We start from the raw sequence: 16393 nt of genomic DNA, 5'->3' as shown, positions 1-16393 counted from the left end.
GACGCAATCATGGCCATGCGACGGCCATCGCTCCTCCAGAGGTTTCTATCTTGGGTGCGCGAGGAAGAGCAGCCCACCGAGTCTTTCCTCCTGACCCCGGAGCCCTCATGTCCCGTTCCCTGCCACACCGCCTTTCTCTCTGGGCCAGCACCGTGCTGGCCCTGGGCCTCTCCGCCGGATGCACAAGCCGGAATCCTCCGCCAGAGGCCGAGCTTGTGATGAAGGTCCCCGCCGCGCCGCCAGCCGAGGTGAGCCCGTCCCGCGAGGAACTCCCGCCGCCAGCGGAAGCCGAGGAGCAGCCCGCCGCGGAGGATTCCGAGGCTGTCGAGGGTGGAGTCGAGGGCGAAGTGGTTGGCGGGGTCGTCGGCGGAGTGCTCGGCGGAGTGCTCGGCGGTACGGTGGGCGGATCCAGCGGGGAGGAGGTGCTGGCCTTTCGCGCCGCGCCCTCCTCCATGCCGAAGCACCAGCCCCAAGCCACCTCGGGCAACTCCTTCGAGGCCCATACCCCCAACGCCTTCACCGACACCCGGGCCGATCCCCTGTCCACTTTCGCCGTGGATGTGGACACCGCCTCTTACTCGCTGGCGCGGCGCTACCTGAAACAGGGCAGCCTGCCCCCGCCCGAGTCCGTGCGCGTCGAGGAGTTCGTCAATTACTTCAAGTACCGCTACTCCGTGCCCGAGAAGGACTCCTTCAGCGTGAACCTCGAGGGTGCGCCCTCTCCCTTCGGCAAGGGCCGCTACTTCCTGCGCGTGGGCATTCAGGGCAAGCAGGTCTCCCGCTCGCAGCGCAAGCGCGCGCACCTGGTCTTCCTGGTGGACACCAGTGGCTCCATGCAGTCCGGGGACAAGCTGCCGCTGGCCAAGGAGGCGATGAAGCTTGCCGTGAAGAATCTCAATGAGAGCGACACGGTGGCCATCGTCACCTACGCGGGCTCCACGCAGGACGTGCTGCCGCCCACCCCCGCCACCGAGCAGGAGCGGATTTATGCGGCCATCGACTCGCTGCGGTCCGGAGGTGGCACGGCCATGGGCTCGGGCATGCAGCTGGCCTACCGGCACGCGATGAAGAAGGCCTCCGGCAACGTCGTCTCCCGCGTCATCGTCCTCACGGATGGGGATACCAACATCGGGCCCCACCTCTCGCCCGAGTCCATCCTGGAGAGCGTGCGCGGCTCCGTGTCCGAGGGCGTCACCCTGACGACCGTGGGCTTCGGCATGGGCAACTACCGGGACGACCTGATGGAGAAGCTGGCGGACCAGGGCAACGGCAACTGCTTCTACGTGGACACCTACCAGGAGGCGCGCAAGGTCTTCGAGACGCAGCTCACCGGGACGCTCGAGGTGATCGCCAAGGACGTGAAGCTCCAGGTGGAGTTCGACTCGGCGGCCGTGCGGCGCTACCGGCTGGTGGGGTACGAGAACCGGGACGTGGCCGACCGAGACTTCCGCAACGACAAGGTGGACGCCGGAGAGATTGGCGCGGGCCACAATGTCACCGCGCTCTATGAGGTGGAGCTGACGGGCGAGCAGCAGACCCTGGCCACGGTGCGCATCCGCGCCAAGGCCCCCAACGGGGCCGAGGCCGCCGAGCAGGCCTTCCCCTTCGAGCGCTCGCGGGTGCGCTCGTCACTGGAGAGCGCCTCGCCGGACTTCCGCTTCGCGCTGGCGGTGGCCTCCACCGCGGACATCCTGCGCCACAGCCCCTCGGCCCAGGGCTGGAGCCTGGCCACCGCGCTCAAGCTGGCCGAGCGCACCACCGAAGGCCAGGCCGAGCGCGCCGAGTTCGTGAAGCTCGTGACGCAGGCCCAGGCGCTCACGAGCGCCACGGCCTCCCACGCCGAGTCGAAACGGTAGCTGCGCGGTCTTGCAGCGCGGCCGAGCCAGGGCACCCGCCAGCCTAGCGGGTCTCCTGGATGAGGCGCACCGCCTGGCGCATGTCCTCGAACTCCTCGTGGCGCGACAGGTACATCTCGGTGCCCAGCGCGCTGTGGAAGACGGACGGCATCTCCCGGTGCTGGATGAGCGCGCCGCCGAGCTTCGACACCACCTCGCCGTGCGCGTGCTTGTAGGAGCGGCCCGCGCGCCGCGCCGTGTGACACACGTGGTACTTGCGCGTGTACTTGAAGTCGCTCACCGGCGCGCCGCTGATCAGCCGCGCCCAGAGCCGGTACACGTCGATGTCGCAGGCGTAGTTCATCATGTCCGTCAGGAAGCTGCCCGGCGGACGCAGGTTGGCCTCGAGCGCCACGAAGCTGCCGTCCTCGAGGCGGAAGAACTCCAGGTGGAACCAGCGCTCCCGCAGGCCCAGCGCCGCCACCGTGCGGCGGCCCATGGCATCCAGTGCGGGCGGCAGCTCCCGCAGGCTCCAGATGGCGAGATCGCGCTGCTCGTTCACCGACTCCATGATGCCGATGCTGTACTCGTGGCTGAAGGCGCAGACGAGCTCGCCCTGCGCGTCCACCATCCCGTCATAGGTGACGATGCTGCCGCTCACGAAGGCCTGGGCCACATAGCCAATCAGCGGCTGGGCGAAGGCGGCATCCACCTCGGCGTCGCTGCGGACCTTGAAGGTGTGGGCCGCCCCCACACCCACGTCCGGCTTGAGCACGATCGGATACTTCACCTGCTGGGCGAAGGCCTTCACCTGCTCGGCGTTGCGCACGGCGATGGCATCCGGGTGGGGAATGCCGGCCTTCTTGAAGAGATCATGCATGCCCAGCTTGGAGCGAAGCTGGCGCAGATCCGCCGGCAGCAGCCCGGGCACGTGAAAGTCCTGGCGCAGCTGCGCCTCGGCCTCCAGCCACGTCTCGTTGAGCGAGTCGATGCGGTGGATGCGGCCGTGGCGCCAGGTGAAGTAGCCGACCGCGCGCAGCATGGCGTCGCGGTCATCGAGCCGAGGCGTGAAGAAGTACTCGGCCATCGCCTCCCGCAGCTCCTGCCGCAGCGAGTCATACGGCGTATCGCCAATCCCCAGGACGGTGATGCCGCGCTCGCGCAGCGCGGTGACGAAGTGGACGAAGTGCGGGGGAAATTGGGGAGAGATGAAGACGACGTTCATTCCGCGTGCGCCCTCCGGGGCCTTCAGGATAACGAAGTTCACCCAAAGTAACGCACGTTTTTACGCACCGCGTCGAGCTGCCTAAAGGGTACGCGAGAGAACGAACGCCGCGGCGACCGAGAGCGCCCCGGCCGCGGAGAAGAACCCCCAGGCCTTGCGGGCCAGCTCACCGCCGGTGCCGAGCCCCTCGTTGCCCAGCAGCAGCATGGCCGGGCCGCCCTGCCGCCCACGCAGCACGTACGAGCCCGGCGCGGGCCCCCGGTGCAGCTCGCCCACCACCAGGCACGACTCCCCGAGCTTGCCCACCCGCTCGTAGGAGAGCACTTCCTCCACCGGCCGGCCCTCGGCGAGCTCTCCTGCCTCGGGCTCGACGAGCCGCGGGTCCGTCAGGCAGCGGCGCACCTGCAGCGGCGCCATCAGCGCGGACGGGGTGAAGCTCACCACCGCCTCCGTCTTCTCCCCGCGCACGGTGATGACCAGGGCGTACGCCTTCTCCTGCGAAATCAGCGAGCCCTTGCGGCCCTGGGCACCCACGGTGCGCAGCTCCGCGTCATAGAAGGCGCACACCACGCCGCTGGGCGAAGTCACCTGCTCACTGGCCCCCAGGCGGCCCTGGTACACCCCCCAGCCCGGAGCGCGGCCCGCGCGCAGCTCCGCCACCGCCTCGTCGAGGCTCCGGGGCGCCGAGCCCTGCAGCGTGTCCGCCCTCAAGCGGGCCTTGGAGCCCCACAGCGCCAGCGCCGCCGCCAGCGCCAGCAGGCCGAAGCCCACGCCCTGGCCCGCGGTGTCCAGCGACACGCGCAGGGAGGCGGGCACGTAGTCCGAAGCCAGCATCAGCGAGATCGTGGCCAGCAGGCCGAACCAGGCCAGGGGCCAGCGCGGCATGAACGCGCGGGCATCCTTGCGTCCGAAAGCAAACGCCGCGACGACGATCGCGCCCAGGCCCGCCGCATACAGCGGCGCCAGCATCATTCGGACGTCCATCCCTTCCCCCGCGATTGATGGAGCACGGCCCCAGCGGCACGCCGCGCCTGTCGAGGGTGGGAATCGTGCAACGGGCGTGCAAGGGGCCCATCCCCCCGCCGGGCTCACGGGCGTCGGGCACTGGACCGTTACCGAGCAGCCGAGCGTTTACTCCTGAGCGCCCGCCACCCGCCGCTTCGGCCGCTCCATCAGGTGCCCCTGCACCGTGAGCTCGCTGAAGGTACAGGCCTGGTTGCGACAGCCGAGGGCCACCTTGCCCACGCGCCCCTCCAGCCCCGGGAGCATCTTGTAGGCGAAGCGCACCCCGTTGACGAAGGCCTCCACCATGACGCCGTTCTTGCGCCGCTTCATCTGCAGGCGCACGCGGAACGGGCCCTTGGCGGGCACCGGCATCTCGTCGGCGGTGAGGTTCTCCAGGTCCTGGGCGCTGTTGCCCACCACCTCCGTGCCATCCTCCTGCAGGTAGCGCCACGACAGGCGCATGCCGACATCGGGGATGGCGAAGGCCGAGACTTGAAGGTCCCGGATGCGGAACGTCAGCTCGCCGAAGTGCTGGGCATCCGGCTCGACCGGGTACTCGGCGCCCAGCGGCCGCACGTCCATCATCACCTCGGCGTTGAAGTCGTCGCTGGAGAAGTAGCGGTGCGCCAGGTAGGCGCGCGGCAGGAAGCGCCCCTTGGGGCCCATCTCGCTGCCGCCCTGGACCACCTCGAGCCGCCCATCCTTCAGGCGCCAGGTGCCGGACCAGACGTTCATCTCCTCCTCGCCCTGGGCGAACTTCATCAGCATCTTCGAGGGGCTCTCGGGCTTCTCCGGCGCGATGACCTGGGACTCGATGAACAGCTCTCCATCGGTGTTCGCCGGCCAGGGCTTCTTGCTCGGAGTCAGGGCGAAGCCCTCGGTGCCGATGACGACGCCGCCCTTCTCTCCCCCGCCCACGTGCAGGTTCACCGGCCCGATGAGCGCCTTGACCACGTAGCCCAGGACGATGAGGCCGCCCACCACGGACAGGCCCGCGCGCACGCTGCGCCAACCCGAGTGCAGCCGCTTCACCACGGAGGAGCGAGCCGCCTCCACCGAGCCCGGCGCGCCGGCCGCCGACTGCAGGCCCGAGCCCGGACTGGAGCCCGCCATCGCCTCCAGCAGGGTACACACCTCGCTCGCCGTCGCGTAGCGGTCCTCGGGCTCGTTCTCCAGCAACCGCGCCACCACCGCGTCCACGCGCGGGTCCAGCCCCGGCACGCGCTCGGAGGGCAGCCGGAAGCGCCCCACGGGCAGCTCGCCGGTGAGCACCTCGTAGAGCATGACGCCGAAGGAGAAGAGATCGGCGCGCCCATCCACGTTCTTGGCGTCCTTGCGCTGCTCCGGAGCCATGTAGTTGAGCGTGCCCATGGCCACCGCCGTGGCCGTGAGGTTGAGCCGCGAGTCCGGCTGACGGATGCCCGCCAGGCCGAAGTCCGCCACCTTCACGTGCCCCCGCCCGTCCACCAGGATGTTCTCCGGCTTCAGGTCGCGGTGGATGATGCCCTTGTCGTGCGCGCACTCGATGGCGCGCGCCACCTGGCAGAGCAGCCGCAGGCCCTGCGGCGCCGGCAACCGAGTCATCCCCATCATGTCGCGGAGGGAGCGGCCCTCCACGTACTCCATGACGAAGTAGTAGTGCTCCCCGGCCACGCCCCGATCGATGATCTGGATGATGTTGGGGTGGCTGAGCGCCGCCAGCGCCGTGGCCTCCTTCTCGAAGCGGGTGACGAACTCGGGATCCTTGGCCAGCCGTGGCGGCAACAGCTTCACCGCCACCGTGCGCCCCAGCGATTGCTGCCGGGCAAGCCACACCTCGCCCATGCCGCCCCGCCCCAGGATGCGCAGCAGCTCGAAGCCCGGCAGCGCCGCCCGCATGCCCGCGGCGAACGTCCCCGACTCCTCATGCTGCCCGGCGCCCGGCGCCTCCTCCGCGCCCAATTGCGAGCCGCGAAGCACCGTGGCCGCGCCCACCATCTCCACCGTCGCGGGCTGGGCCGGCGGCGCCACCCCCGCCGTCTGCGCGGAGGCCCCGTCGTTCGAGGCAGAAGCCACCCCGTTGGTCCTCAGGGCATTGTCCCCCACGCTGCTCGGGGAGAGGACGATCTCCACCCCGTTCTGCGCCTCCTCGGCGCTCGAGCCGCCCACCACCGTCACCGCGTGGTGCGAGGGGCGCGAGCCCACAGTGGACACATCGCCCCGACGCACCTCGAATTTGATGCCGCAGCGGCACAGGACACGCTGGCCACTCACGTACACGCTCACGTCGTGCGTGCGCTCGCAGTTGGGGCAGACCTGACGGATCATGGGTCCCGAACGACAGTGCGCTCCGAGCCGGTGACCCGGAACGTCTGCACACCCTTCTCCTTGCCCTTCACCTGCTGCACGGGGAGCGCCTCGGCGAAGAAGCCCGGCCCCGCCTTCTGCATCGTCATCTCGGTGGCCAGCACCTCGCCACCCTTGGCCAGGCCGCACAGGCGCGAGGCGGTGTTCACCGTATCGCCGATGGCGGTGAACTCGTGGCGCTCGGCGCTGCCCATGTAGCCCACGACGGACTGGCCAGTGCTCACGCCGATGCCCACCTCGATGGGCTGACGGCCGTGCGACTTGCGCTTCTCGTTCAGCTCATCCACCGCGTCCTGCATCTCCAGCGCCGCCTGCAGCGCCCGGGCCGGATCGTCCGGGTGCTTGAGCGGCGGGCCCCACACGGCCATCACGCAGTCGCCGATGAACTTGTCCAGGTTGCCCTCGTGGCGGAACACCACGTTGGCCATGACGGTGAAGAACTCGTTGAGCATCTCCACCACGTCCTGCGGAGACTCGTTCTCCGCCAGCGTGGTGAAGCCGCGGATGTCCGCGAACAGGCAGCTGACTTCCGCCAGCTGGCTCTTGCGCAGGTCCTCCGTCTTGCCCTTGATCACCGCGTCGGCCACCGCCTTGGACAGGAAGCGGCTGAGCTCGGCGCGGGTGATGGCCTCGGTGCGGATCTGCTCGGCCAGCGCCGCGTTCTCCAGGGCGATGCCCGCCTGCGCGGCGATGCCCGTGAGGATGGTGAGATCGTTCTCCGAGAAGGCGTTGATGCGCTGGCGGCTATCCAGGAAGAGCACCGCCTTGATGGAGCCGTTGACGGTGAGCGGCACCGCCATGGCCGAGCGGATGCCCTGGGCGACGATGCTCTCGGCGGCCGAGAAGCGCTCGTCGATGATGGCGTCCGCGGTGAGCACCGCCTTGCCCGTCTCCACCACGCGCCGCAGCACCGTGTCCGACAGCACCACCGCCATGACGCGGCCCTGCCGGTGGTGGACCGCCACTGGCGTGAACTCGCCATCCGCACCCGGAGTGAGGATGACGCCGTTGTCGGCGGGCAGCAGCTGGAAGGCCACGCGGATGATCTGGTCGAACAGCTCCTGCTGGGTGCCCGCCAGGCTCACCTGCCGGTGGAACTCGTAGGCGATGCGCAGCTTCTCGTAGTCCTTGCGCAGGGCCTCCATGTCGCCCAGCTCGTCGGCGGGGCGGAAGTTCTGCGGGCCCTGGTCCATCTGCGCCAGGAAGGCCGGCACCGAGCGCGGGTTGGCCACCACCGTGACGCCCGCGGGCGCCGACGGAATCGAGGGCGCATCCCCCGCGTGGAAGGTGAACTTGGAGCCGCCCAGGGTGATCTCATCCCCGTCGCGCAGCCGCATCTCCTTCACCCGGCGCCCATTGACGAAGGTGCCATTGGAGGAGTTCAGGTCGCGGAGGATGAAGTCGCGCCCCGTCTGTTCGATGACGGCGTGCTCCTTGGAGACCTCGCGGTCCACCAGGCGCAGGGTGTTGGCCGGGTGTCGCCCCAGCGTCGTCTTGGGCCCGAGCGGGAACTCCCCGAGCGTGCCGTCGGCGAACATGCCGGTCAGCCGGGGCCCGCGCAGCGTCTTGGCCTGGGCAGAAGATGAAGCAGGAGCTTGGGTCACGCGGCAGACCTCACCGGTCGGACACTACCAGACACACTCCGTCCGGGGGAACGGTTGGTGCGACCCCGCCTCCCTGCTTTCTGGCATGCCTGCATGGTCGCCCAGCTTACAGGACAACCCCACCGGTATTCCTGGATAATCAGAATCGGCGAGGGCTCAGTCCCGGGCGCGGCGGGACTCCTCCGAAGGTGCCCCGTTGCGGAAGGCGATGCCGATGACCGGGTAGAAGGTGGGGCCGCCAATGTCGGCCTCCTGGCCGAAGACCTGCGTCTTGCAGAAGGTGTAGCCGCCCGTCAGCTCGGCATACAGGTGGACATATTTGTAGCCCAGGGCCGCGCCGAAGGTGGAGCCGACGAAGTGGCTGTTGACGCGGGATGGCAACGAGACGTCGAAGCCGGAGACGTCCTTGCCCTGCTGGGAGAAGTCGACGAGCCGCTGATCCAGGCTCGTGCGGCTGAAGACGTACTTGGGGGCCGCGTAGAGCTTGAAGATCTCCCGGGCCTCCGAGCTGATGTAGAGCGGCACCTCCACGTCGTAGCGGGAGAAGTCGTCGATATCGACGATCTTCAAGAGGTCCAGCACGGGGCTCTTGAAGGAGTGGCGGGCCACGCCGACGCCCAGGGCCATGTCGAAGGAGCCCACCTCGGCGCCCGAGCTGCCCTCGTGGGTGGCGCGGTGCAGGAAGCGGAACTTGCCGTCCAGGCGCAGGGAGATGCCGCTGTAGCGCAGGCCCACATCGAGGTTGTCCACCACCCCGGCGCGAATCATGAGCTCGTTGACCGCGCCCGGAGGCGCCACCGCCAGGGCGATGCCCGCGGAGAACAACTCCCGCTGGTCCTCCTCGGACAGCTCGACGGGCTCGTCGTTCTGCACGGCGTCATTGATCTTCTTGCCCTGATCGATGCCGATCTCCGCCGCGGTGGCGATCTGCCCCACCGGGACGAAGTACCCGGCGCCCAGGGAGACCTGGAACTGCCCCTGCTCCAGGGGTTTGGCCGTCTGCAAGGTGGAGAGCGTGGAGGCGCACCCCGTCCCGAGGAGCAGCACGAGCAGCAGGGGAAGGTTTCTCATGGAAGGCGAGGTTATTTGCTTCCGGGCACTGCTGTCAGGGGCTCTGCACTCGCGCCTTCTTTCCGCGCGCCCGCGCTGCTAAGGGAGCCTGCGTGAGACTCAAGCAAAAGCCCGAGGACTTCTCCGTCAAGGAGTCCTACCGGTTCGATGAAGTGCCCAGTGGCCGTTACCGCGTCTACCTCATGGACAAGCAGAAGCTGTCCACCTTCGAGGCGGTGGACCGCATCCGTGACGCCTTCGGCCTCAAGCCGGGGGCCATCAGCTACTGCGGCCTGAAGGACAAGCAGGGCCGCACCGAGCAGTTGATCGCCGTGGAGTCCGCGGACGTGGACGTGCAGGACGCGGACCTGCGCCTGAAGTACCTGGGCCGGACGGACAAGCCCTTGTCCGCTCGGAACATCACCTCCAACCGCTTCGCCGTGACCGTGCGAGCGCTGGAGGAGTCCGCGCTGGGCCCGCTCAACGCAGCCGCCGCCGAGGTGAACCGCCTGGGGGTGGTGAACTACTTCGACAGCCAGCGCTTCGGCTCGCTCAAGCACGGCCAGGGCTTCATCGCCAAGGATCTCATCCGGGGCGACTTCGAAGCGGCGCTGCGCAACTACTTCGCCAAGCCCTCGGAGCTGGACCGCACCGAGGATGCCAAGGTGAAGCAGTTCTGGCGCGAGAACTGGGGCCGCTGGGACGCGCGCGTGCCCTTCGAGGGCTCGCGGAAGTACCACCGCATCCTCCGCTCCCTGCGAGACCACCCCGGCGACTGGGTGCGCGCCTTCCTGCAGATCGACGCCGACTACCGCGCGATGCTGCTGTTCACCTACCAGAGCTACCTGTGGAACGAGGGGGTGCGGCGCTACCTCCAGCTGCTGCTGCCGCGCGAGCACCTCTTCCCCATGCGCTACCAGGCCGGCACGCTGCTGTTCCACCGCGACGCCAGCCCCGAGGTGCTGCGCACGCTGCGCGAGGCCAGCTTCCCGTTGCTCGGGCCGGACTCCACCTTCAAGGATGCGAAGGTGGAGGAGGCTGTGCAGTGGGTGCTGGGGCGCGAGAAGCTCGCCCTGAAGGACCTGCTCATCGAGGAGTCGCCGCGCGGAATGCTCTACTTCAAGAACGAGGAGCGCCCGGTGCTCACCTTCCCGCACAAGTTGGTGCTCGGCCGGCCACAGCGGGACGACATCAACCGGGGGGAGATGAAGATCAACGTCGCCTTCACCCTGCCCCCGGGCGCCTACGCCACCCTCGTCGTCAAGCGCCTGTTCCACTTCAACTGGCGGGAGGACACCGCCGACGAGATCCGCGCCTCGCAGCGCCCCCGGCTCACCGAGGCGCTGAAGGCCGAGGAGGCCCGGTCTCCGGTCGCGCGCTCCCGTGGCCCCGCCGAGCGGGCTCCCGCCGCGCGCTCCCGTGGGACCGAGCGGGCCCCTGCCCCCCGCGAGCCCTCCGAGGCTCCGGCCAAGGCCCGGCCCGCCGCCCCGGAGCCCGCGCCGGGCTTCCGCGAGCAGCAGCGCCTGAAGAAGGAGAACAAAGCCAAGGCTCGGGCGGAGATGGCGGCCAAACCCGCGAAATCAGGGAAGAAAAAGTAGAAACGCGGGAGAAAGGCGCACGGGCGCAATCGAGGGGACCCATGCCGCGTAGGAAAGAGCGTGACCGCTCTCGCTCTCAGCCCCTTCGGGGGTATCGCCCAGGCCATCGGATCGCTGATGGCTGAGGAGACCCCCGCGCTTCCCTGGAAGGCGGACGTCCAGGCCGCCCGCAAGGGAGACCCTTCGGCGTTCGAGGCGCTGGTGCGCAGCGTCCAGCGTCAGGTGTACGGCCTGGCGCTGCGGCTGCTCAACAGCGAGGCCGAGGCCGCCGAGGTGTCCCAGGAGGCCTTCCTGCGCGCCTACCAGAACCTGCACCGCTACGACGACGCGCGGCCGTTCGATCTGTGGGTGATGGCGATCACCCGCAACCTCTGCCTGGATCTGCTCCGCCGTCGCACCAAGGTGCGCACCGAGGAGCTGGAGCCCATGAAGGAGGTGCTCCCCAGCGGCGAGGTCTCGCTGGAGGAAGGCGCCATCGCGCGCCAGGAGCGCCAGTCGCTCGAGGAAGCGATGGCCACCCTGTCCGTGGAGGACCGGGAGGTGCTGGCGCTCTACTACGTCCAGAAGCGCACCACGAAGGAGATCGCCCAGCTCCTGGGCTGCGCGCCGGGTACCATCATGGCGCGTCTGTTCCGGGCGCGGGAAAAGCTCCGCAAGAAGATGTCCACGGAGGAGCCCACATGACTCCCACCGAGTGTCCTGATCTCGAAGTGCTTTTCACCGAGCTGGAGGAAGGCACGGGCCCCGCGCTCGAGCACGCCGCCAGCTGCCCGCTGTGCAGCGCCATGCTGGAGGAGCACCGCCAGCTGGAGAAGGATCTGTACCGGCTGGCCGATCCGCTTCCGCCGCCCACGCTGGTGGCCAGCGTGATGGCGCGGGTGGCCACCGAGCCCCCTCCCCTGCGGCGCGAGCTGTGGTCCGGGCTGACCATCCTGGTGGCCTCCCTGGGCGTGGGGCTGGCGCTGCTGATCAGCAACGACACGGCGCTGTCCCGGCTGGGAACGGCGCTGGCGTCGTGGGTGATGGATAGCAAGGCGCTCTTCCAGGGGCTCGCCAGCGGCGCCAACGCGCTGTGGCACACCGCGGCCGGGCCCGTCACCGCACTCCTCGTCTTCCTGCTCCTCGCATCCCTGTTCGGCCTCAAGCGGCTCGCCGGCAACGGCCCCAACCTCTCCGAAGCGTGAGTCTCCCATGAAGATCGCCGCCCGAATCCTCCTTCCCACCCTGCTGCTCGGCGCTCCGGTCGCGCTCTCGCAGGAGAAGCCCGCCGAGGCACCCGCCGAGGCCCCGGCCGCGAAGACCATCGACGTGAGCTTCCGGGGCACGCTCAAGGATGCGCTCAAGCGCATCGCCGAGGACGGCGGCCTCAACGTGGTGGCTACCGGCGAGCTGGACACCTCCGTCGAGGTACACCTCAAGGGAGTCACCGCCGCGCAGGCCCTGCGCACCATCGCGCGCACCTATTCGCTGCGCATGGACCAGGACGGCTCCATCTTCACGCTGCGGCCCATGACGGCGGCGGAGAAGGAGTCGGCGGAGAAGGCGGCGAGCGCGCCTCCTTCCGGGGCGAGTGCTTCCCCGACCCTGTCCATGCCTTCGCTGCCGGAGATGCCGGACCTGCCAGAGATGCCGGCCATGCCTCCGATGCCGGCCATGCCCCCGATGCCTTCGGCACCGGCGCAGATCTCGGCGGACGACCTCGATCCGCGCGAGATCCAGGAGCGCGTGCGCAAGGAGGTGCGCAAGGCGCAGCGTCGGAGCAAGGGTGAGCGGGATGTGGTGGCGCGTGGCCACTCGCTGGAGGTGAAGGAGGGCGACAGCGTGGACAACGCCGTCGTCTACGGCGGCCACCTGGTGGTGAAGGGCCACGTGGAAGAGGACGCGGTGGCCTTCGGTGGCAACCTGGACATCTACGGCGTGGTGGAGGGAGACGCGCACGCGTTCGGCGGCAACGTCGTCCTGCACGAGGGCGCGAGCGTGCAGGGAGATGTCTCGTCCATCGGCGGCACGGTCATGCGCGAGGACGGCGCCCATGTGGAGGGCAGCACCGAGTCCTTCGGCGGCGGGAACATCGGCACCCTGGTGGCCGGAGAGGTGAAGGACAGCCTCAAGAAGGAGTTCCGGAACAAGGCGAGAGAGGAGGATGAGGACCACGGGAGCGACTCGGGCGGCGGCTTCCCGGGCTTCCTCCTCAAGTTCGCGGCGCTGTTCGGGCTGGGGTTCCTGGGGCAGCTCTTCTTCCCAACGCGGATGAAGGAGCTGTCGGCGGAGATCAAGCGCCAGCCGGTCAAGAGCGGGCTGACGGGCCTGCTGGGGATGGTCGCGTTGGTGCCGATCTCCGTGGTGCTGACGATCACCTTGGTGGGCATCCCGGTGGCGGCCGCGCTGTTGCTGGTGGCCATGCTGTTGATGGCGCTGGGCCTGGCGGCGACGGCCAGTGAGATCGGCCTCAAGGTGCCCGTGCTTCGTGGGAAGAAGACGCAGGCGGTGGTGCTGGCGCTGGGGTTGCTGGTGCTGTTGGGCGTGGGCTCCATCCCGGTGCTGGGTGCGCTGGTGATGATGGCGGCCACGATGGTGGGCTTCGGGGCGGCCATCCGCACCCGGTTCGGCAACCGGCCCAAGGGCATCCCGGAGCCGCTGTCGACCTCGTCCCCCCTGGGCGTCTGAGGCACCGCGCCTCATCTCATGGGGGTCGGCCCGAGTCCCGGGTCGGCCCCCTTCGTGTTTTCAGCGCAGGGGCAGCCGAGTGAGATCGTTGGTACACCAGCGCTGACGCGCCGTGCCATCGCCCACCGAAGCCGCCGTATGGCCGCCATCACCCTGGCTGGTGTTCGTCGGTGGGTACTCTTCTTCGCGCCCTTTGACTGCCCCCGGCCGGTAGGCGATTTTGCGCGCACCCATGCGACGCCTCCCTGATGCCTCCCCCCGTGGTAGGGCCATCACCGTGGACCTCGACGGCGAAGCCGTTCCCGCCGTCGAAGGCGAGCCGGTGGCGTGCTCCCTCCTCGCCGCCGGCGAGGCCGTCTTCGCCCGCTCCATCAAGTACCACCGCCCCCGCGGCGCCTACTGCTTCGCCGCCGCATGCTCCCACTGCCTCATGCGCGTGGACGGCATGCCCAACGTCTATACCTGCCGCGTCCCCGCGCGCTCCGGCATGCGCCTGGAGCGCCAGAACGCCTTCCCCTCCGCCAAGATCGACGTCTTCGGCACCATCGACTGGTTCTTCCCTCGAGGCCTCGACCACCACGAGATGTTCGCCGGCGTCCCCGTCGCCGAGCAGGTCATGGCCAAGGTCGCCCGGCAGCTCGCCGGACTCGGCCTCCTCCCCGAGAATGAGGCCCCTCCCCGCCTCCCCGCCCGCAACGTGAACACCCGCGTCGCGGTGGTCGGCGGTGGCGCCGCGGGGCTCGCGGCTGCCCGGGTCCTGGCCGATCGCGGCGTCCCCTTCCTCCTCTTCGAGCGCGATGAGCGCGTGGGCGGCCGGCTGACCCGGGGCGCTCCCCAACCAGACGATCCCGCCGTGATCGACGCGGCCGCGTTCCCCAAGGGCAGCATCATCACCCGCGCCGCCGTGCTCGGCCTCTATGACGACGAGGGCGGGCGCTTCCTCGCCGTCGGGGCCACGGAGCCCGAGGGCCTACGGCTCCTCAAGGTCTACGCCGACCGCTTCCTGCTCACGCCCGGCGGCCACCCGGCCCTCATCCCCTTCGAGAACAACGACCTGCCCGGCGTCTACGCGGGCCGCGCCGCCAGCCTGCTGCTGCGCGAGCACGGCGTCGCTCCGGAAACGGCGGCGCTGGTGGGCTGGGGCGCGGAGCTCTACGCCCTGGCCCAGCTCCTGGAAGCCCATGGCACGAAGGTCCAGGCGGTGGTGGATCTCCGCGGCCCCGTGCCCACCGGTGTACACGCCAAGGCCTCCGTCGGCAGCGAGCCCAAGGCCCACGGCCTCAAGAAGGTGGGCGCCTTCAGCTTCAAGCGCGAGAACGGAAAGCGCCAGAAGGTGGATTGCGACGCGGTGATCATCTCCACGCCCACCAGTCCCAGCTTCGAGCTGGCCCGCCAGGGTGGCGCCGCCGTGCGCTTCGACGAGGAGCGCGGCCTCTTCGTCGTGGAGGCGGAGGCCGACGGGAGCACCGCCGCTCCGGATCTCTTCGTCGCTGGCGACATCACCGGCGGCGGCAACGCGAAGGCGGCAGCCACCGCCGGAGCCCGCGCGGCCGAGGCACTCATCGGAGGCCTGTCATGAGCAAGGCGCTGATCTGCCCCTGTGAGGACGTCACCGCCGACGATGTCCGGCACGCGATCTCCAAGGGCTACTGCGACATGGAGTCGGTCAAGCGCTTCACCGGCTTCGGCACCGGCATCTGCCAGGGCAAGAGCTGCCAGGCCGCCGTGGCGGCGCTGCTCGCCAAGGAAGGGCCGCTCAAGCCCCAGGGCATCCTGCCCTTCACGCCCCGCCCTCCGCTCTTCCCCACCGAGCTGTCCCTCTTCGCCAGCTCGCCCGTGGACGAGTCCCGAGCGCCCGTGGGCGGCGTCCCCGAGGAGCTGGGCAACTTCCCTCCCGCGCTGCGCCCGACGGCGCCGCTGCCCCAGAAGGCCAAGGTCGTCATCATCGGCGGCGGCGTGATGGGGCTGGCGCTCGCCTACAACCTCAGCCTGCGCGGCGAAACGGACGTGGTGGTGCTGGAGCGCGGCTACCTGTGCGCGGGCGCCTCCGGTCGCAACGGCGGCGGCGTGCGCATGCAGTGGGGCACCTCCGCCAACATCGAGCTGGCCCGGCGCTCCATCGATCTGATGAAGCAGTTCGCCCGGGATCTCGGCATCAACGTGTGGCTGCGCCAGGGCGGCTACCTCTTCCTCGCCAAGACCGAGGGCGTCGCCAAGCGCCTGGAGAAGAACGCCGCGCTCCACAACAAGCACGGCGTGCCCACCCGCATCATCACCCCCGACGCCGCGCGCGACATCGTCCCGGGCCTGACGCTCAAGGGCGTGGTCACCGCCTCGTTCAACCCAGAGGACGGCGTCATCTTCCCCTGGCCCTTCCTCTGGGGTTACGCCCAGCACTGCATCAAGAAGGGCATCAAGGTCGAGACCTTCACGAACGTCACCGGCTTCGACATCTCCGCCGGCCAGGTGCGCAAGGTGAAGACGGACCGCGGGGACATCGCCTGTGACACGGTGGTGCTCGCCTCGGGCGCCTGGAGCCCCGAGATCGCCCAGCTCGCGGGCGTGAAGCTGCCCAACGAGCCGCACCGCCACGAGATCCTCAGCACCGAGCCCCTCAAGCCGTTTCTGGGGCCGCTGGTGTCCGTGCTCGACTCGGGCCTGTACTTCAGCCAGTCCATGCGCGGAGAGATCGTCGGCGGCATGGGCGATCCAAAGGAGCCCCCCGGCCTCAACATGGGCTCCACCCTGCGCTTCGTGGCCCGCTTCTCCCAGGCCCTCATGGAGCAACTGCCCAAGGTCGGCCATGTGAAGGTGCTGCGCCAGTGGGCCGGCTGCTACGACGTGACACCGGACAACAACCCCGTGCTCGGCCGCACCCCGGGCGTGGACAACCTGCTGCAGATGTCCGGCTTCGTGGGCCACGGCTTCATGATGGCCCCCGCGGTCGCCGAGCGAATGGCCCAGTGGATGACCACGGGAGAGCCGGACGAGCTCTTCCAACGCTTCAACCTGCGCCGCTTCTCCACCGGCCGGCTCGAGCGCGAGGACATGATCATCGGCTGA

The 16393-nt window shown here is 69.4% G+C and carries 13 protein-coding genes; 7 read left to right on the top strand and 6 right to left on the bottom strand.

Annotated features, from left to right (window positions below; genetic code table 11):
* Positions 1 to 218 precede the first annotated feature (218 nt).
* Positions 219 to 1856, top strand: a complete 1638-nt coding sequence (locus SYV04_RS31715; protein WP_422723994.1) for a vWA domain-containing protein — start codon at positions 219 to 221, stop codon at positions 1854 to 1856.
* 43 nt (positions 1857 to 1899) lie between these two features.
* Here the strand turns inward: SYV04_RS31715 and SYV04_RS31710 are convergent, their stop codons facing one another.
* The 5 genes from SYV04_RS31710 to SYV04_RS31690 all read right to left on the bottom strand — a co-directional run bounded on the left by SYV04_RS31710 (position 1900) and on the right by SYV04_RS31690 (position 9086).
* Positions 1900 to 3060 carry an ATP-grasp domain-containing protein gene (locus SYV04_RS31710; protein ID WP_321549707.1) on the bottom strand — a complete coding sequence of 387 codons (1161 nt, stop codon included), beginning with the start codon at positions 3058 to 3060 and terminating at the stop codon, positions 1900 to 1902.
* Between the two features lie 81 nt (positions 3061 to 3141).
* On the bottom strand, positions 3142 to 4044 hold the full coding sequence (locus SYV04_RS31705; RefSeq protein WP_321549706.1) for a hypothetical protein: 903 nt from the start codon (positions 4042 to 4044) through the stop codon (positions 3142 to 3144).
* A 147-nt stretch (positions 4045 to 4191) separates the two neighbouring features.
* The gene (locus SYV04_RS31700; protein ID WP_321549705.1) at positions 4192 to 6372 is read right to left on the bottom strand and encodes a serine/threonine-protein kinase; all 2181 of its coding nucleotides are present in this window, start codon (positions 6370 to 6372) and stop codon (positions 4192 to 4194) included.
* Positions 6369 to 8015, bottom strand: coding sequence for an adenylate/guanylate cyclase domain-containing protein (locus SYV04_RS31695; protein ID WP_422723993.1), 1647 nt, complete (start codon positions 8013 to 8015; stop codon positions 6369 to 6371). The genes SYV04_RS31700 and SYV04_RS31695 overlap by 4 nt, the downstream gene beginning before the upstream one ends.
* Positions 8016 to 8171: 156 nt before the next feature.
* Positions 8172 to 9086: a hypothetical protein gene (locus SYV04_RS31690; RefSeq protein ID WP_321549704.1), complete on the bottom strand. Its 915-nt coding sequence runs from the start codon at positions 9084 to 9086 to the stop codon at positions 8172 to 8174.
* Between the two features lie 92 nt (positions 9087 to 9178).
* Between SYV04_RS31690 and truD the strand changes: the two genes are divergently transcribed.
* The 4 genes from truD (at position 9179) to SYV04_RS31670 (ending at position 13330) form a co-directional block, all read left to right on the top strand.
* Complete coding sequence (truD, locus tag SYV04_RS31685; RefSeq protein WP_422723992.1) at positions 9179 to 10663, top strand: tRNA pseudouridine(13) synthase TruD; 1485 nt, start codon at positions 9179 to 9181, stop codon at positions 10661 to 10663.
* Positions 10664 to 10780: 117 nt separating this feature from the next.
* Complete coding sequence (locus SYV04_RS31680; RefSeq protein WP_321549899.1) at positions 10781 to 11347, top strand: RNA polymerase sigma factor; 567 nt, start codon at positions 10781 to 10783, stop codon at positions 11345 to 11347.
* Positions 11344 to 11847, top strand: coding sequence for an anti-sigma factor (locus SYV04_RS31675; RefSeq protein ID WP_321549703.1), 504 nt, complete (start codon positions 11344 to 11346; stop codon positions 11845 to 11847). The genes SYV04_RS31680 and SYV04_RS31675 overlap by 4 nt, the downstream gene beginning before the upstream one ends.
* A 7-nt stretch (positions 11848 to 11854) precedes the next feature.
* Positions 11855 to 13330 carry a DUF8173 domain-containing protein gene (locus SYV04_RS31670; protein ID WP_321549702.1) on the top strand — a complete coding sequence of 492 codons (1476 nt, stop codon included), beginning with the start codon at positions 11855 to 11857 and terminating at the stop codon, positions 13328 to 13330.
* A 60-nt stretch (positions 13331 to 13390) separates the two neighbouring features.
* On the opposite strand, the gene SYV04_RS31665 is transcribed toward SYV04_RS31670, so the two are convergent.
* Positions 13391 to 13564 (bottom strand): hypothetical protein, encoded by a 174-nt coding sequence (locus SYV04_RS31665; RefSeq protein WP_321549701.1) that lies wholly within the window; start codon positions 13562 to 13564, stop codon positions 13391 to 13393.
* Here SYV04_RS31665 and SYV04_RS31660 point away from each other — a divergent pair.
* Together SYV04_RS31660 and SYV04_RS31655 are read left to right on the top strand one after the other, a co-directional pair.
* Positions 13563 to 14909 (top strand): 2Fe-2S iron-sulfur cluster-binding protein, encoded by a 1347-nt coding sequence (locus tag SYV04_RS31660; RefSeq protein WP_321549700.1) that lies wholly within the window; start codon positions 13563 to 13565, stop codon positions 14907 to 14909. The two genes, SYV04_RS31665 and SYV04_RS31660, sit on opposite strands and share 2 nt — an antisense overlap.
* Positions 14906 to 16393, top strand: coding sequence for an FAD-dependent oxidoreductase (locus SYV04_RS31655; protein WP_321549699.1), 1488 nt, complete (start codon positions 14906 to 14908; stop codon positions 16391 to 16393). Before SYV04_RS31660 ends, SYV04_RS31655 begins: the two co-directional genes overlap by 4 nt.

It is taken from the genome of Hyalangium ruber (genome assembly GCF_034259325.1).
Taxonomy (GTDB): Bacteria; Myxococcota; Myxococcia; order Myxococcales; family Myxococcaceae; genus Hyalangium_A; species Hyalangium_A rubrum.
Note: the sequence above shows the minus strand (reverse complement) of the source record. Positions and strands in the feature narration are given on the sequence as shown.